The sequence below is a fragment of the Leptolyngbya sp. FACHB-711 genome (assembly GCF_014695615.1).
GTDB lineage: Bacteria > Cyanobacteriota > Cyanobacteriia > Elainellales > Elainellaceae > Leptolyngbya_A.
Map to the genome: position 1 here is coordinate 1 of NZ_JACJOR010000194.1, position 16,039 is coordinate 16,039.

21 protein-coding genes and 1 CRISPR repeat array are annotated in these 16,039 nt (G+C 51.3%); of the genes, 13 read left to right on the forward strand and 8 right to left on the reverse strand.

All coding sequences use genetic code 11. The features are described 5' to 3' along the window. The first annotated feature begins 166 nt into the window (after positions 1-166). Positions 167-1,667: a CRISPR direct-repeat array (repeat unit 37 nt; unit sequence CTCGCTAAAATCTGAATCCCGCTTGCGGGACTGAAAC). Between the two features lie 47 nt (positions 1,668-1,714). The 5 genes from H6F80_RS07195 to H6F80_RS07215 form a co-directional block, all read right to left on the reverse strand. Then, positions 1,715-2,062, reverse strand: a complete 348-nt coding sequence (locus H6F80_RS07195) for a hypothetical protein (RefSeq protein WP_190790906.1) — start codon at positions 2,060-2,062, stop codon at positions 1,715-1,717. A 107-nt stretch (positions 2,063-2,169) separates the two neighbouring features. Then, positions 2,170-3,204 carry a hypothetical protein gene (locus H6F80_RS07200; RefSeq protein WP_190790907.1) on the reverse strand — a complete coding sequence of 345 codons (1,035 nt, stop codon included), beginning with the start codon at positions 3,202-3,204 and terminating at the stop codon, positions 2,170-2,172. A gap of 2 nt (positions 3,205-3,206) precedes the next feature. Next, a complete protein-coding gene (locus tag H6F80_RS07205; RefSeq protein ID WP_190790908.1) occupies positions 3,207-3,722 on the reverse strand; it encodes a hypothetical protein in 516 nt (171 codons plus the stop codon). A 108-nt stretch (positions 3,723-3,830) separates the two neighbouring features. Next, a complete protein-coding gene (locus tag H6F80_RS07210) occupies positions 3,831-4,172 on the reverse strand; it encodes a hypothetical protein (protein ID WP_190790909.1) in 342 nt (113 codons plus the stop codon). A 285-nt stretch (positions 4,173-4,457) separates the two neighbouring features. Continuing rightward, entirely contained in the window at positions 4,458-4,658 is a 201-nt protein-coding gene (locus H6F80_RS07215; protein WP_190790910.1) for a hypothetical protein, read from the reverse strand. A gap of 176 nt (positions 4,659-4,834) precedes the next feature. On the opposite strand from H6F80_RS07215, the gene H6F80_RS07220 reads away from it, so the two are divergent. From H6F80_RS07220 to H6F80_RS07250, 7 genes are all read left to right on the forward strand, one after another. Next, positions 4,835-5,623 carry a hypothetical protein gene (locus tag H6F80_RS07220; protein ID WP_190790911.1) on the forward strand — a complete coding sequence of 263 codons (789 nt, stop codon included), beginning with the start codon at positions 4,835-4,837 and terminating at the stop codon, positions 5,621-5,623. 278 nt (positions 5,624-5,901) lie between these two features. Continuing rightward, positions 5,902-6,966 carry a hypothetical protein gene (locus H6F80_RS07225; protein ID WP_190790912.1) on the forward strand — a complete coding sequence of 355 codons (1,065 nt, stop codon included), beginning with the start codon at positions 5,902-5,904 and terminating at the stop codon, positions 6,964-6,966. A 50-nt stretch (positions 6,967-7,016) separates the two neighbouring features. After that, entirely contained in the window at positions 7,017-7,502 is a 486-nt protein-coding gene (locus tag H6F80_RS07230; protein WP_190790913.1) for a hypothetical protein, read from the forward strand. A gap of 58 nt (positions 7,503-7,560) precedes the next feature. After that, complete coding sequence (locus H6F80_RS07235; protein ID WP_190790914.1) at positions 7,561-7,935, forward strand: hypothetical protein; 375 nt, start codon at positions 7,561-7,563, stop codon at positions 7,933-7,935. A gap of 43 nt (positions 7,936-7,978) precedes the next feature. Further along, a complete protein-coding gene (locus H6F80_RS07240) occupies positions 7,979-10,486 on the forward strand; it encodes a hypothetical protein (protein WP_190790915.1) in 2,508 nt (835 codons plus the stop codon). Continuing rightward, entirely contained in the window at positions 10,483-11,091 is a 609-nt protein-coding gene (locus H6F80_RS07245) for a hypothetical protein (protein WP_190790916.1), read from the forward strand. Before H6F80_RS07240 ends, H6F80_RS07245 begins: the two co-directional genes overlap by 4 nt. A 6-nt stretch (positions 11,092-11,097) precedes the next feature. After that, a complete protein-coding gene (locus tag H6F80_RS07250) occupies positions 11,098-11,517 on the forward strand; it encodes a hypothetical protein (RefSeq protein ID WP_206755046.1) in 420 nt (139 codons plus the stop codon). Positions 11,518-11,581: 64 nt separating this feature from the next. Here the strand turns inward: H6F80_RS07250 and H6F80_RS07255 are convergent, their stop codons facing one another. Together H6F80_RS07255 and H6F80_RS07260 are read right to left on the reverse strand one after the other, a co-directional pair. Beyond that, positions 11,582-11,815 carry a hypothetical protein gene (locus H6F80_RS07255; RefSeq protein ID WP_190790918.1) on the reverse strand — a complete coding sequence of 78 codons (234 nt, stop codon included), beginning with the start codon at positions 11,813-11,815 and terminating at the stop codon, positions 11,582-11,584. Beyond that, a complete protein-coding gene (locus H6F80_RS07260) occupies positions 11,815-12,183 on the reverse strand; it encodes a GIY-YIG nuclease family protein (RefSeq protein ID WP_190790919.1) in 369 nt (122 codons plus the stop codon). Before H6F80_RS07260 ends, H6F80_RS07255 begins: the two co-directional genes overlap by 1 nt. Before the next feature lie 215 nt (positions 12,184-12,398). Here H6F80_RS07260 and H6F80_RS07265 point away from each other — a divergent pair, with 215 nt between their 5' ends. The 3 genes from H6F80_RS07265 (at position 12,399) to H6F80_RS07275 (ending at position 14,573) form a co-directional block, all read left to right on the forward strand. Next, the gene (locus H6F80_RS07265; protein ID WP_190790920.1) at positions 12,399-13,091 is read left to right on the forward strand and encodes a Uma2 family endonuclease; all 693 of its coding nucleotides are present in this window, start codon (positions 12,399-12,401) and stop codon (positions 13,089-13,091) included. A gap of 95 nt (positions 13,092-13,186) precedes the next feature. Then, positions 13,187-13,813, forward strand: coding sequence for a hypothetical protein (locus H6F80_RS07270; RefSeq protein WP_190790921.1), 627 nt, complete (start codon positions 13,187-13,189; stop codon positions 13,811-13,813). A gap of 226 nt (positions 13,814-14,039) precedes the next feature. After that, positions 14,040-14,573: a hypothetical protein gene (locus H6F80_RS07275; protein WP_190790922.1), complete on the forward strand. Its 534-nt coding sequence runs from the start codon at positions 14,040-14,042 to the stop codon at positions 14,571-14,573. Here H6F80_RS07275 and H6F80_RS07280 read toward each other — a convergent pair. After that, on the reverse strand, positions 14,570-14,803 hold the full coding sequence (locus tag H6F80_RS07280; protein ID WP_190790923.1) for a hypothetical protein: 234 nt from the start codon (positions 14,801-14,803) through the stop codon (positions 14,570-14,572). The genes H6F80_RS07275 and H6F80_RS07280 overlap by 4 nt on opposite strands. Before the next feature lie 83 nt (positions 14,804-14,886). Between H6F80_RS07280 and H6F80_RS07285 the strand changes: the two genes are divergently transcribed. The 3 genes from H6F80_RS07285 to H6F80_RS07295 form a co-directional block, all read left to right on the forward strand. Next, a complete protein-coding gene (locus tag H6F80_RS07285) occupies positions 14,887-15,096 on the forward strand; it encodes a hypothetical protein (RefSeq protein WP_190790924.1) in 210 nt (69 codons plus the stop codon). Positions 15,097-15,196: 100 nt separating this feature from the next. Further along, positions 15,197-15,751 carry a hypothetical protein gene (locus H6F80_RS07290; RefSeq protein WP_190790925.1) on the forward strand — a complete coding sequence of 185 codons (555 nt, stop codon included), beginning with the start codon at positions 15,197-15,199 and terminating at the stop codon, positions 15,749-15,751. Positions 15,752-15,762: 11 nt separating this feature from the next. Then, the coding region (locus H6F80_RS07295) for an RNA-binding protein (protein ID WP_518523538.1) at positions 15,763-16,039 on the forward strand (277 nt) is incomplete at its 3' end.

The window sequence follows — 16,039 nt, forward strand, 5'->3', positions numbered from 1 at the left end:
GTTTGCGAAAATGGCTAGAACCTTGACAAATCAATAAGCTCGAGAATCTAAATCGTCTTGAAAAGGGGCGATCGCCTGTCTTTTGAAGCTCTGAATCGGCTCAAATTTTGAGGTTTGCCAAAACAGCCTCTGGAAATGGCTTGTAGTAAGAGCTTTAGGCTACGGACTCGCTAAAATCTGAATCCCGCTTGCGGGACTGAAACATTTCGCCTGAGTTGAGTTTTGCAAGGTAAGTTTCCAGCTCGCTAAAATCTGAATCCCGCTTGCGGGACTGAAACAGGAAATTATTTGAATCGTTTGAATTGTCATTGTCGCTCGCTAAAATCTGAATCCCGCTTGCGGGACTGAAACCCCAATCATTCCAGAGGAGCGAACCTATCTAGTCCGCTCGCTAAAATCTGAATCCCGCTTGCGGGACTGAAACAGCACTCAGGGAATTACAGCGACGTGGCGAAATACTCGCTAAAATCTGAATCCCGCTTGCGGGACTGAAACACTGGAATCGTGCGCACCTGAGTGTCCTTCAAGTCTCGCTAAAATCTGAATCCCGCTTGCGGGACTGAAACTAACCATAGGGATAACGAAACAATATTTGCAGGGATTGGCTCGCTAAAATCTGAATCCCGCTTGCGGGACTGAAACCCTTTTGGAACCAGACTGAGAGTAACCAGAACAGATCTCGCTAAAATCTGAATCCCGCTTGCGGGACTGAAACTCTACTTCAAGCAGATCAAAATCATCCCAGAGTGCAGCTCGCTAAAATCTGAATCCCGCTTGCGGGACTGAAACCGATCGTAGCCAGCACGAAAGAGTTTTTTGTAGAAACTCGCTAAAATCTGAATCCCGCTTGCGGGACTGAAACACCCCGATCGGCTGGAACGTTTTATGTGTGTTGCTCTCGCTAAAATCTGAATCCCGCTTGCGGGACTGAAACGAACAACAAAGGTAATATCGCTTTTTCTGTTGAACAGGCTCGCTAAAATCTGAATCCCGCTTGCGGGACTGAAACTTTGATCTGCTCCTGGCAACTGGCGAAGGCTTGTCTCGCTAAAATCTGAATCCCGCTTGCGGGACTGAAACATCTCCACGTTGCCTGTACCACCCCAGGTAACCGGCTCGCTAAAATCTGAATCCCGCTTGCGGGACTGAAACATAGATATCAGCGTTATTCGTTAAAGTTACCGTAGGCTCGCTAAAATCTGAATCCCGCTTGCGGGACTGAAACTTCTTAAACTGTCCCCCCTGCTGTACCCACTGATACTCGCTAAAATCTGAATCCCGCTTGCGGGACTGAAACAATCCAAATGACCTAAGACCGAAGGACAGTTAAAACTCGCTAAAATCTGAATCCCGCTTGCGGGACTGAAACCCTGTAGGGCCTTCACTTAACAAAGGAGGTTTCGCGTGCTCGCTAAAATCTGAATCCCGCTTGCGGGACTGAAACTTTGAAATCATGCTCGGTCATTTCAACGATATGAATCTCGCTAAAATCTGAATCCCGCTTGCGGGACTGAAACCCCACGTCCAGAAGCCACTAGCAACAGATGGGGGGAACTCGCTAAAATCTGAATCCCGCTTGCGGGACTGAAACAAGTGATTACACTGAGGACAAGCTTTTAGAGGAACTGGACTCGCTAAAACCTGAATCCCGCTTGCGGGACTGAAACTCATCTAATTCCTGATACTGACAGACATTTCTCGCGAAAACTAAGTTTTAATCATTGCTAATGATCATTGCATCTTTCAGAATTGCATTACTCAAACTGGTCAGGGTTAAATCGCGAACATGATCAGCCGCAGCACGGGCTGATTCAGCCAGAATTGTGTCTGTTTGAGGAGTGAGCTTAGGAGCAGAAATCAAATAGCCTAAGCACTTGATGTAGTTGTCCTGTAAATTTGCGATTGACAGCCGCTTGATTAGAGTTGAATCGCCATCCCGGAATGACTGCAATGCTTGCTTCTGCTGTGCTGTCTGAGGTTCGCCCAATGTCTTGAGAATGACATCTACTGCGTTTTGAACGTATGCGGCTGTAATTTCACACTTGACAGGATTTTTGCTCATTATTTTATCTTCTGTTAGGACTGATACAATCTATTTATTAAGTGTAAGCTTATACCCTGAAGTATAAACCTGGAAATGTTTTAAATTCTCCTAGACGTGAATGCTCATTAATGGTTGGCAGCAGCCATTGAGTATTTCCGCATAGCTTCCATCGTGGGTATCCAACCTTGTTGAATATGCAGTGTATGATGAATTCCATCGATCGTTGTTGCTGCAATAACTAACCCCTGCCGCTTCATATAATCAAACCACTCGTTGAACCCTTTTGGCAAAATTGAGTGCTTTTCAATTTGCACATTCCATCCTTTTACAATCGCCTCATACAGATACCCCATTGGATTCTTGATCTGCCGCTTTTGCTGCTGCTGACGTAGATAGGCAATTGCAGGCTTCACGCGATCCGGAAACCGCTCGATTGCCTCCTTGAGAGCCGTAGGTAAAGGAGTGTTCGGAGGATACCCAATTGCCTCAGCCACCTCTTCTGCAAGTTCTGGGAATTCTGCGGATTGAATTTCAACAACTTCCCCAGAACTGGCTGGGGAAAGAGTCCCCTCCATTGCGCTGTCCACTTCTACACCAGAACCCTGCTCACCGCCCGCCGCTTTCCCAGTTTCAGCAGATCCAGTCTCTTCCTCATTCATTTGAGAAACAACAACAAAAGCCGTTTGTTGTTCTGAAAGAGAATTGTCTGAAGAAGTCTCTGTATCTGTTGTGCGATTATTCAGCACATCGATCGGATCACTGTTTGCACATCGAAGTGTGACAAGATCGCATACGGTTCCAGCAAAAGCCGACAACCGATCGTAGTCAATCCGATAAAACATAACGCGCTTGTAAGAAGTAATCCAATGCTGAGCCGTTTGAATCAGTCCAAGCTTTTTTAGATTAGCGATCGCCTTCCTCAACCCATACTGGGTCATCCAGGGAAACTGCTCCTGCCAGGACTTGAGCGAGTTGTAGACCCATTTAATGCCATCGGCAACCCAGCCGGATACTGCTGAATTAACTGTCCAGTAATGCAACTGCTGCAAGAAAGCACTCTCATCAAACCCCGTTCCAGATTTACCCAGTGTTTGCTTCAGCAAGCCTGCCAGTTGGGGTGGAATAGGGATGGAGTTTGCTTCCAATGTTTTATAAGCCATCATCATCTCCTCCCTGTACGAGAAGGTTGACTCAACCGTTGCATCCGTCTTCCTGCGTTCCGCACAAGCTGCCTCAGACGAACTATCTGTGCTTCAATTAGCGATTGCTGCTCCTGGAGGGCTTTTACCTGCTGCCCTCGCTCGATCGCCGCTCGGACTTCGCCTACCTGCTGATGGGAGAGGTGCTTGGTTTTGACTTTGGGTTGACCCGATTTTTTGTACTCGCCTGTGAGCCACCGTAGCTGGTGGTAGGTGTACTGCTTCCCATTTTTGGTTTTCGTATAGGGTTCGACCCACTGGTCAAAGTACACCTCACCCTCTTGCTCAATTGCACGAATATCCTGAGCAAGACGATCGCGTTCAGCCTGGAGCTTGTGCAGAGCAGCGAGGTAACGGGAGATCCATTGGAGTTCTGGGAATTGGTCAAGATCGAGGACGATCGAATTTCCCAGAACTTCTTCGGGATCGGTTTGCGCTTGAGGAAAAGCCGGACGGGGAAAGGCAGTGGATTTTTGCATTGCAAAGTTGACCCACAACAGAAGTGGGTTTCAAAAGGGTGGACAAATGACAAGGGAGCGATCGCCTCTCTCCAACTGGGAAGGGCGATCGCCTGCAATCAAATTGATTTAGAAGGGCATCACCGCGTCATGTAGGTCTTTAGTGACCAGGACTATCCAGTACCGATCGCGGTAGCCCAGAGCAACTTTGCCAAACCCCAATCGTTCTCGATCCTGTTCCCAGCGGTGAACTGAATGTAGGGCAGTCGTAAGATCAGAAATTCGACAAAAGGCAGTCAGCTCTGGGTTTTCGGTAGTGGAGCGGCAGCCCTCCGCATAGCCTTTGAGGTAGTGGGTGTTGTCTTGAAACTGTGGATGAGGGGCACGAGCATTCATGCCGTCCCGAAAACCAGCACTAAAAAGCTGATCCGGTGCAAGGGGTGTGCCTTGCCAGGAAGAATTTGGTATCATGGCTTGTAGATTGATGAAAAATATTTAGGAAGTGATCGCTTGCCGTGGAAAGTTAGCGATCGCTTTCTTTTTGCCTTCTGGCTGCAAAACTCAACCCAATCCTAGAAAATTCAGGATTGCGAGAATTAGCAATTTGTCTTCTAAGAGAACAATTTCGGCAGTCGAAAATCTGCAACCAAATCGATTTGAGGCAGAAATTTGCCGAGAACAAAGACTCAGATTGCTAGAGACGTAGAAAGGCTGAGGGGATGAGTCTAATACAGAGGATGCTGGTCTAAGGGAGAATTATTTACCCTGATTTTCCTCTGGTGGGTTATAGCCACTCTGCTTAGCCACATCTTCAAGTATCTTTTCAACGAAATTTGAGAGCGACCGCTTTTCAGTGCTCGCTAACTTCTCCAAAAACTCTTTTAATTCGAGATCACAGACAAAGGTGATCCGCTCTCTTTTCGTAGGCACGTCTTGAAGGAATATTGGGCTGTCCATGAATATCGTATCTCCTATGCTGAACTTCATTGAAACTTACCGCAAAGGTTCAGAACCTTGTTGACTAAGTTCTGAACCTAAACTAGCATGATTCGTAGGAACTGCATACAAACTTCTCACCAACGACTCAGTAGCCAGTTTCCTACCCCCGAACCTCTTTCACAGGATTACGAATCATGGCTAAAAGCATTGAGGTGTCCGCATTCCAGCCGACGCAAGATCCGATTGCCCTTTTCCAAGAAGCTGGCCTGCTACCCGCCCCCGAAGCTGAGCGCGAGGTGGCTGCGACTTCCCCTGCCACTTCCCGCGAAGGTCGTACGAACCAACCTCCCCTCTGGCAACCTGTCGAACCTCAATTCACCAAAGCAATCGCCGAATATTACGGCGTGTCCCGCAAATCGGTGCAGCAATGGTTCCAGAAGGTCAAAGAAGCCTGCCCCTGGTTCAGTGAGATTGACCTCAAGTTGCCAGATGAGCGGTACAGCCCCCTTTGTGTGGAACTGATGGGGCAATACCGGACTTCAGGCTTACCGTTTGAAGCCTGGAAAACTCAGATTTGGGAGCAGAACCCGGAACTGGTTGCTGCTTATCAAGCAGCTCAGATTCAAAATCAGCCAACTGACCCATCACTTGCTTCTAGCATCACGCGACGACCGTCTGATGTGCCGCTTCCGGTTTATCCCCTTCAGCCCTTGCGTCTCACCGTGGTTGATTCTACGGATCGCCTGACTGAAGCCATTAATAGCCTGAATACAACCTTGCAGCAGTTTGTCAGCAACGATCGGACGCTGGAAGATGCCCTGAAGCAAAACGCGACGCAAAAAGGCTCAAGATTGGGCACAGAACTTGCAATCGCCGAGATTGGCAGCATGGTGCAGGCAACCGACTTGGCACGGGTGGAGCTGGCAAAAAAGCTGGGCTTGCTCTCAATTTCCACCGATCCCCCTCAACAACAATCTGCCTAACGCGAGGAGCAACCCTTGCCGCGATCGCTTCTTTGATCGTCCTCGCTGCGGTGCTGCTAGTTGCCACTCTCCCAGCTGCAAGAACCTCTCAAACTTCCCCAGCTCCCAGTCTCGTACACAGGTAAGAGTCCCCTGCAATTGGTCGGTGCGAGACCTGCCGGAGACTCAAGAAGGATTGCCCCGATCGTGCCATAACGTCCTCATCTTGCGTATCACCCGATCGGTTCCTTTAGATCGATCGAACCCTTGACGCTCTTAACCCATCAGGAGATATCCTCATGACCGCGATTAACCTCACTCCCTACGCTGACCCCGACTACGGCATTCTGCTCCCCACTGCTCTGGTGCTGCCTGCTCTTGGGCTCACTGACCACGGACTGCGGAAATTCCGCCCGCTCCTGGTTGAAAACGTGGACTTCCTGCGCCAATCTGGACCCGGCTCGATCGAACGCATTTTCTATAGCGCCACAGGCTTACTGAAGCTTGCCAACGCCGCCGCTACCCCCCAGGCAGAAGCCTTCAAAACCGCTCTGCAACCTTATCTGCCGCCGCCGCAAGGCTCCTCACCGTCGCCACCCCCACCGCGAGACCCTGCTGCCGGGATCGTCCCCCTCCCACCGCACGCTGTGCAGCCTTATGCCACATCGCCCAGCGACCTCGATCCTTATGCCCCCGCGCAGCGCCGTGTCCCTGCGTCCACTTCCATAACCACGAGATCCGATGGACATGCGGATCACACCGTCACTCCTCCATTGATCACTCCGGCGTATGCTGCCACCCAGAGCGATAATCCCGCCGTGCAGATCGCCCAGCAGCTTGCCCCGCACCTGGCTCCCGCTGTAGCTGCCCAGGTGGCTCAACAAGTCCTGCCCCAGGTGCAGTCTGCCCTGGCTCGCCTGAACGATCGCCCCAAAGCACTCACTGAGGCAGAACTCTTGTTTGAGCAGCAAAAAATCACGCTCCAGCAGTTTGAAGCCATCCAGCAGATGACCCTTGCTGCCCAGGAAGCCAGCGTCAGCCAAGCCACGACGTTGATGAACGCCGTTCCCCAACCCCAAGCTTTTTTCCTCCAGGGCAGTGGCGGGTTTGACGACCTGATTGCCCTGATGCGATCGGAAGGGATGCAGATGCTGATTGGCTTGGTTGCCTTTGCCTTTGGACTAGTTGCCTTGTTTGGATTTCTATTCAGTCGATCGGCTGATCCAGTTTCCCAGCCTGACCCCACGACTGCCGCCCCGGTTACCCCAATTGCCCCGACTCCCGTTGCCCCGGTCGCCCCCGTGGCTCCGGCTGCTCCGACAAACCCCGTTCCCTACTCCACCCCTCCGGCAACTCCCCAGTAGTCCGAGGGCGGAGATGGAACATCCACCGTCAAAAAAGGAGACCTATCCCTATGCCTGCTGGCATTTCAGAATCCGATTTCAAAGTTCAGTCCGAACGCATTCTGCGGCAAATTCGTGCCGTCAAGGTCGAGGGATTGCAAGCCGATCTTGAACGCGAAAAGTGGGTTACTAAGCGCAAGCAAAAAAGCGTTGAGGTAGCGCAGGAGCAATACCGCCAGGAAGAAATTAAGCTCTCCGTCGAGCAGGTTCGTACCGACACCTTGCGGAATAACTTGAAGCGGACGGAAGTAGAGCGATCGATTAGCGAGGTTGAAATCACGGGCACACAAGACCGCTTGAGCTTCGAGACTCAGTCGGTCGAACTCAACCGCGATATCTTCCGGCAACGCCTCGAATCGCTGAACCTCACTCTCGGTGAAGCGACGTTCCACAATGACGATCGCCGCAGTGAGTTCCGCGAAAAAGAGATTCGCGTCGGCTTGCCGCGTTCCTTCTCGTTCCCCGGTGTGAGTGCTGCTAACGCCAACCTCAACTAGACCGTTCTCTTGTCGTTTTTGCCGCTCTGCCCTCGTGGGGCGGCATCACCCAACCCTTATGGAACAACGTATCGCGGTGGGTTTGTCGGCTCTCCTCGTCTCTGGCGTGGTGGCTCAACTCTTAAAGGTGGTGTGGCTGATTCCACCGATTCCTCAGGGTGTCACGCTGATTGCGATCGTGATTGCCCTGGTGTTTGGACTGGCGGCGTGGATGAAATGGCTGAAAATGCTTCGTCGCCGCCAGATCAAAGCTGCAAAACGCCTCCAGAAGGACGTTGAAAGCTTCTCCTACCTCATCCAATCTGAGCTTGTGGAGCAAGAGCTTGATCTGACTCCCGATGCCCAGCATGACCTGCAAACAACCCTGCTGCGAGTCGAGCAAGCCCTGCCCCTGGTGATGGGGGCGATCGGGGTTCTCCTAGGTTTGTTCTAGTCCTTCTCCCTCCTGCCCCAACGCTTCATGTTTGTGCCGTCCCATGACTTCCTACCCGCAAATCATCCCCACGGATAACCCTCTGCGTCCCCTGGCAGCTCGTCCCACCCGCGAGACGAAGCCGCGCCTATGGCTCCTGGTCCTCGCAACCTGTAGCACTCTCACCTTTGGGATTCGCCCGCAGCAGCCTCTGCTTGCAACGTTGATGTGGACAATCCGGCTAGGGGGTGCAGCCTGCGCGGTAGCTGCCTTGTATCGTGACCCGGAAGTGGAGATCTATGACCCGATCGCCGAAGCCACCGCTTTGCACCAGTTGCAGATGACCCGATTGGAGGCGACTCACCAGCTTGCCCTTCAGCAGAAACAGTGGGAAATCCAGCAGTACTACGACGCGCAAGCGACTCAGCAGATCCAGGTGACGATCGATCACTCCGCCAAGCTGTTGCAGCAAAAGGAATTTGAACTGTTGCAACTGAGGCAGGCACTGGCAAACCAGCAGGTGGAGTTTGAGACGGAAAAGCAACGGCTGACGCAGTCCTGGCAAAGTCAGTGGGAACGGCTGGAAGTTCAAACGGCTGAACTCGAAGCTGCTAAAAATCAGCTCAAAGCCGAACGCGATGCCATCCATGCCTGGGCAGAAGAAAAGGCAGTTGAACTGGATGCGACGGAGCGTGAAGCACGATCGCAGCTCAGTGCCCGTGCCGCCAAGCTAGAGCAAGATCTGGATCATCAGCGTCAGCTGCTGATTGAAGAGTTTGAAAAACAGCACAACGCCCTGGTTGAGATGTGCCAAAAGGAAATTGAGAACTATAGGCGACTGATTGCAGATCAAGAAGCGACGATCGAATCCCAGCGGCTTTATCTCTACAATCTGCAGCAGCCCCAATATGTGGAAGGCACAACCACCGAAGAACTCCTCGCGGATCGGGTGATTGCCTACCTCTACGAGCAGGGCATCATCGTCCGATCGCCCCTCGTGACCCCTTACGGTAAAGCCAAGTTTCGATTGTCGTTTGGTATCCTCGCGATCGCTCCTGGCAAAAACGACAAAGGCAAATACGCTGAAACCCTCATTGATGCCTTCAAGCGGCTAGAGCGCGTGAAAGAAGGCATCCGAGGCGTAGTTCCAGGCTGTCGCACCATGCCGGACTTAGAACTCCTGCACCGGCAGATTCGTCTCACAATCGATACCTCCGGCGTGGATTGGGAAGCCGAAGCCCGCCGTGCCGCTGAAGCGATTCCCGAACCCCTACAGGAGCACTTCGAGCAATTCGTTGAAAGCTGCTACCACATCGGCTTATTTGGTCCGACGCGGATGGGCAAAACAGTCTGCATCAACAATATCCTCGCCGTCATGCAGCGGCGATTGGGCGGCAACGCTCAGCTCATTGTCGGGGATGCCAAGCTCTCCACGGCTTTGAAGGTTCTCAAACCCCGCTATCTGGGAGCCAAAGAATGCCTGAAGGGACTGCGGGAAGCCGCCGATGAAGTGCAGCGCCGCATTGAATTGAGGGAAGCCGATTACCGAAGCGATCGTCCCTTGCGCGAGTTCAGCCACGACCAGCGCATTTATTTTTTTGATGAAATCAACGAAGTCATCAGCCGCTTTAACCAGCCGGTGGACCCTGACGATCTGGAATGGCTAAAAGACCATGACTTTCCCCCCAAGTTTGCCGTATCCACCTACCTCCTGCGACTGTGGCGCATGGGGGCAGAACTGGGAGTGCTGACCCTGATTGCTGGGCAAAACCTGATGGCAAACCAGCTCAAAATCAACGTGGTGGATTTGGAGAACCTGGGGCTCCTGTTTATGGGCGGGGCAATTTCGATCGGCATTAACTACCGCTGCAAGGGCACAGAAAAGTCAGACTTAGAAGCGCAGTATCGCCTCAGACGCGAACGCTACTTCAAAACGAAAGACAAGCAATACAAATACTATGGCTTATTTGCATTGCCGAATGAGCAACCTTATCTCGCGCAAATGCCTGCCCCTGATGCTTATCTTTCAGCCTTCACGATTCCGCTTTTAGAAGCAACTGAAACCGATGAGGAAGAGGAGAGTGAATTTCTTGAAAGTGAACTCGACCAAACTCAATTGGATGAAGCTGATCGATCGGTGCAAGACACAACAAACTCCGGTGCGGACTCTGGTGCGGACGGTGCAGGTTCCGGTGCGGGACCCGATCGCACGGGTGCCGCACCAGAGATAGTGCGGCGGCTTGAAGACTTACTGCACCAGGATTTTACAGGTGCTCACCCCACCGATTACTCTTCCGGTGCCGCACCAGAAAATCCCCTTGCACCGGGCATTTCTCCCGTACTGGTGCAGCGGGTGCTCGTGCAATACGACCAGCTTCAAAACCAAAGCAAAACTATTGAAAAAATCTGGGGCACACCTCGATCGGGAACAAGCATTAAATACCTGGCTGCGAAGTGGAAGTTTCGCAAAATCCTCTACGAAAACGGTCGCAAACTTCCCGGTAAAGCGTGGGGAGAAGACCCAAACGATTGGAAGCGTTTTGATGAATTAATTGGAGACGAATCCTCATGAAACTGAGCAAAATTGTTTTCTTGATGGGCTTAGCAACTTTGGGATTGAGCAGTCTGTTGACCTGGCAGCGATCCGCCGAAGGCGGCTACGCGAAGCGATCGAATGCGATCGTGCCGGTGTCGCAGAACTCCTTAACAACGGCATTTAGTGCTGAAGCTGCTCCTCAGTCTCGCTCTGCTGCTGCGATCGAAGGCGCAGCTCCACCAATTGCTCCTGCACCCACTGCACCTTCAATGACCCCGATCGCTTCTACTGTGCCGACCGCTCCCGCGCGTAGTGCAGGGGCACAGCGACAAGCGATTGCCCCCGCTTTCTCACCCCCTGCAATTGCTCAAAGCAAGGTTCAAAGGATTACTGCCTGTAATGGGCAATTGGGCAATGCGAATTTTCGCTCTGCTCCCAGCTTATTGAGTGAGGCTGTGCTGGGAGTGGTTGCACGGGGTCAATTGGTACAGCTGACAGGCAGGACAGTCGTGAATGCTGAGATAGTTTGGCATGAGGCGATCGCCCCTGCTCCGCTTTATCCCAGTCCCGATCGTGCTGCGATCAATCAACTGGGAGCAGGACAGACTGGGTGGATCGCAGGGTGTTTTGTTGGCGGTTAATTCTCCATGCCAAAGGTGAACAGAAAGCAGAACAATCGATCGCCCCAATATTTCCACTACATCAACAGCAGAGGCTGGAAGCAGTCGCTCAGGCGTAAGATTGCCCTCAATCTTTTGTTTGGACGAGATCCGATTATTCCCCTATTGAAAGCCCACGATGTGGAGCACTTAAGCTACAAGCGAGTGGATTTCCAGAATTGCACCGGCTATGAGATTCCGTTTATTGATCTGATTCCCCTCAATCGCTTTATTCACCACCAGGTGATCACCCCGCTCAAAGGCTTTCTTAAAGGGCTGCTGGGACGGAAGTTGGGGAATGCGATCGTGGCTCATTTCCTAAGGGCTTGTTTGCTGTTTTGGTACGGGGTGCTCCTTCTCGCTCTATTCCTTTTTGCACTCCTAATTTTGTACCTGATGGGATTCTAAATTCTTGTTACACAAGAGCCTCCTGGGATGGTTGGAAGCCTTGCTCTTTAGCCGTGGGAGTATGTCAACCGTCTACATATTCAGAGTGGCAGTCCGCAAACGTGATCGCCTCACTGTCTAGAAAACCTGCGATCGCCATTTCCAGAACCATCTCGATCGGGTACTGCGTTTCCTGAGAATGCGCTAGCAATGCTCGCTGAATGTGTTCCGGTAGAGCCGTCAGAAACATTTTGGCGGCAATCGGGCTAAGATGCTCGTCGCTTTGCTCAGGGGTTAGGGGTGTGCCAACAGTTTGCATTAGTCCCTCGCAGGATATCTGGCGTTATAAGGTGGCTGTGCCGCAGCAATGATGATAGCTTCCAAACTCGATGATAGCGTCTGAAGCTGGACGAAATCGAGGGGGTAGAGTAGAAGCCTAATATCCTCTGGGCTGTAGAGATCTAACCAGGACCAGAGGAAAGCTTTGTGCCCGTCCCGGAACCGTTCACGACTGTAGCGGGTCTTGCCCACATAGAGTAGTCCAAGCTCCCGGTGTCGAACAGCATAAATACTGGCACTTGCCGTGACATCTTTGAACGATCGGCTGATAGGAATACATTGCCCAAATGGGGTAGAGGTAAGAGTATCTAGGATTGCAAGTGCCTGTGCTTCGAGTTCCGGAGTCATGGTGAACGGGCATCAATGATTGAATTAGGAGCTATCAGAAAGGCTCAGCCTGCAATCTCTGTCTGAACCCTTAGAATCCCACGACTTTAGCAAAGCGGAGTCGTAGGAGTATGTCAACGGCTACAGGAATCCTCGATCAACGATTGTGAGACGCGACATGGAAAACGTGAGCCTTAGAATGAAAGTTGATTCTGTCAGTCCGTAAGAACTGTGCTATGGTTGACCGTCTGACGCAAGGTTCTAAGATTCCCCCTCTCGAAAATGGCGATCGGCTCACTCGTTTCGAGTTTGAGCGACGCTACAATGCCATGCCTCAGCTCAAGAAAGCTGAATTGATTGAAGGAATCGTCTATCTGCCTGCTGCTTTGCGCTTCAGGAGTCATGGTCAACCGCATAGCTGGGTGATTGGCTGGCTGATAACTTATGCTGCTGCAACCCCCGGCGTTTCAACGGCAGATGCGCCAACTGTGAGGCTGGATCTTGACAACGAACCGCAGCCTGATGCAGTGCTGCTGATTGACGAGACCTCTGGGGGACAATCGCGATTGAGTGAAGACGACTACATTGAAGGTGCGCCTGAATTGGTCGTTGAAATTGCTGCGAGCAGTGCAGCGATCGATTTGCACGCGAAGAAAACAGCCTACCGGCGAAATGGCATTCAAGAATACATTGTCTGGCAAGTCTTGGACCAAAAGCTGGATTGGTTTTATTTGAGCGAGGGAGATTACCTGAGCTTGCCTGTAGATTCAGATGGCATCATCAGAAGCCAAATCTTTCCAGGGTTGTGGCTAGCGGTCGAAGCTCTGTTAACCGGAAACTTACAGCAAGTGTTAGCGGTAGTGCAGCAAGGAACGCGATTGCCAGAACATGCAGAGTTTGTGCAACAACTGGCTAATTCCCCTCGTTGATTCAATGGCAAAATCAAAGGTTTTGGAAGATAGACGATTGAACTCAAAGTTTTGGTATTTTCGCAGCGGTTTGATGAACTTTTGGAGCAACGCCTGTGCCTTATAGCAACTTCACTCTCAGTAAGGTCAAAAGCGACTTTCGTATCACAACCATTGAGACTGAGACGCTTTTTCCTCAGATTGAGCCAGTTCAGCCTGGTGAACTGCTTAGGTTGAATTTGAAGGAAAACTTGTCACTGGCAACCGCCATTAACACCGAGAAAGCCCGGTCGGAACTCATTATTATGCCTGTGCTCACAGAAGTCAGGCGAGTTCTTAAGGGGCAGGTCAGTTTGTTCTCGGGTGTTGAGTTTAATGTGGATCTGGAGCGTGGATTAAACGGCACCTGTGATTTTATCCTGGCCCGATCGCCCGAACAGTTCTTTGTTACTCAACCTGTTGTGACGATCGTAGAAGCGAAGCGAGAGAACATTCCTTCTGGGCTGGGACAGTGCATCGCCAGCATGATTGCCGCAAAGCAATTCAACGAGCAGGAGGGTGAACCCATCCCCATTATTTACGGAGTTGTGACCACTGGGACAGAGTGGAAGTTTCTCAAGCTGATTGGGCAAACTGCCTACATTGATAGCAGCAGTTATTTCATCAGCGAAGTAGACCAGATTCTCGGTATCCTGGTTGCGACCGTTGAACCTGAACCAGGGCGAGTTGTCATAACTCAATAGCATCTTGAATGGTTAATCCTCCTAGATAACGTTCTGATCACGCTGCTGACCAATCCCAGCACTTCATATTGCTTCTGCCTGTGCCTATTTGGAGGATAGCGTCTTCGATCGTTGATCAAACGCTTCTTCTTAATTTGATGGATCTTTTGATGAATCTATCGAAAGATTCATTAGTCAAAATTCGAGGGTACACTAAGTTAGAGTTGTCACATTAATTTTCAAGATTATGCCTCGTTCTTCTTCTGCCGTTTCCCCCACGTCAATCAGCAGCATTGCCGATAGCCTCACTACGCTTCCTGAAAAGACAAAGGAAGGATACACCCTGAGAGAAGCGGTTGCAGCCCTGGCAGACCCGATCCACACGGCATTAGAGCGAGGCTATAGCTATGCTGATATTGCAGTTATCCTGCACGATCATGGCATTCCCATTTCTCCTGCTTCTCTCAAAGCCTATCTGCCCCAGAAGGAGCAACCCAAGCGCCGCACCCGTCGCCCTCGTAAGACTGAAACGCTTCCCATCATTGAAGCAGTCAGCACGCCTGAACTGACTCCTGAACCTGTTGAAGTACCTGCTGAAACGGCACCTGCTGAAGAAGCGGCACCTAAAAAACGTCGAGGACGACAGCCGGGGACAAAGACGGCAGCAGCTGAAACAGCAGTTAAACCCGCCACCAAAACGGCTACCAAAACAGCCGCTAAATCAAAGGCGGCTCCTCGCACCACCGCAAGCAAAGGCAGAGGACGGAAGAAGCAAAGCTAGAACGGTGTGCAAAGTTCATACCACTGAACCGCAACCAGCAATTTTGATCGGTCGTCATCCTGGGGGACGCATTGAATTCCCCAGGCATGAATATCCCAGATAATGCCTGTAGTGATTGTGGGAGATTGAAGCCAGCGCACAGTAAACCTTGCTGTCTTGCACGAATAGCCGATCAAATCGCCTGGTTCTAGAGCTGCGGCAATGGAGACGATCGTTTGAGAACGGTTCATGAGGTTGGCGCGATAACTCATCCAACGGTATCGCAAACCCCCTTGCTCGTTGATTGTTGTAATTCGAGTAGGAGCTGGAACCTTTGAGAACCTATGTTCGAGGCAATTGCCTATCGCCTGAAGTGCAAGCCAACTTGACCGCAGTAGGGCTGAAGCAATACTGGCAGGTAGACGACAAAGGACTGCCGATCGGGAAGCCCTACCCACGGCGCAGTGATATTGAACTGCACGAAAAGCTGATTGGGGATGATAACTACGAGATTATTGCCAGAAATCGAGGGAACCGATCGTAGTATTTGGCTTCCTTTCCTGTTGCACTCTGCGCCTCTACTTGGGTGCAGTAGTAGAGGAGGAGTCTATCGCTTTAGAGAAGTTTGGCAACTTGTGGAAACTATGCTGCAAGTGATTGCTCTTAAAACTGGATCAGGACAGACTGTCCAGGCTCAGATCTGCCAAATGCAACAAAATCATGTGGATGATTTTGAAGGCATTTGGCGGGATATTCTTCGAGAGCTTGGGCAGGACGACGCATTCTGGAGTTGGGCGACCAAAAAGCGGTTATCCGTCAACGACGATCGCTTTGAAGCTTATGCAATTGAGTATGAAGGACTCACTCAAGGACTGCTATGGCTTGAAACTCGGTGGCATCGGTCGTGGTTGCCCCAGCGTTACCCGCTAGTTTATGTTGAAGCCCTGGCTTCTGCTCCCTGGAATCGGAAAAGCCTGGAAGATCCGCCTTATCTGTATGGCGTTGGTACTGCCCTGCTTCTATTTGCTCGACAGCGCAGTCTTGCTTTGGGGTATGCGGGGCGCGTTGGGCTTCATGCACTTCCTGCATCAGAAGAGTTTTACCGACAACGCAATATGATGGCCAGTGGGCAAGATCCGGATAGGGAAAATCTGAGGTACTTTGAATATGGGCGGCTGTTGCAATCTGTAGATGGCTAGAGGACTAGATTATGGATGAAGAAACACTACAGCGGCAGTATGAGCAAACGGGAAACCTGCTGGATGTCATGAAAGACCCTGCAACGCTGGCAACCGTCATGCAGCTCGAAGCAGAGTGCGGTGACATTGGAGCTGGGTTTCCGACTTACTCAACTCATCCCGAACCTGTGACTCCTGCTCAAGCATCTTCAGTCATGAGAACGGTGCGATTGCAGTCGATCGTGCTGACTACCTTGGCAGAGCTGATTCAAACGGTGAATCTGGGTGCAGGGACTGAAGCAGCCATCA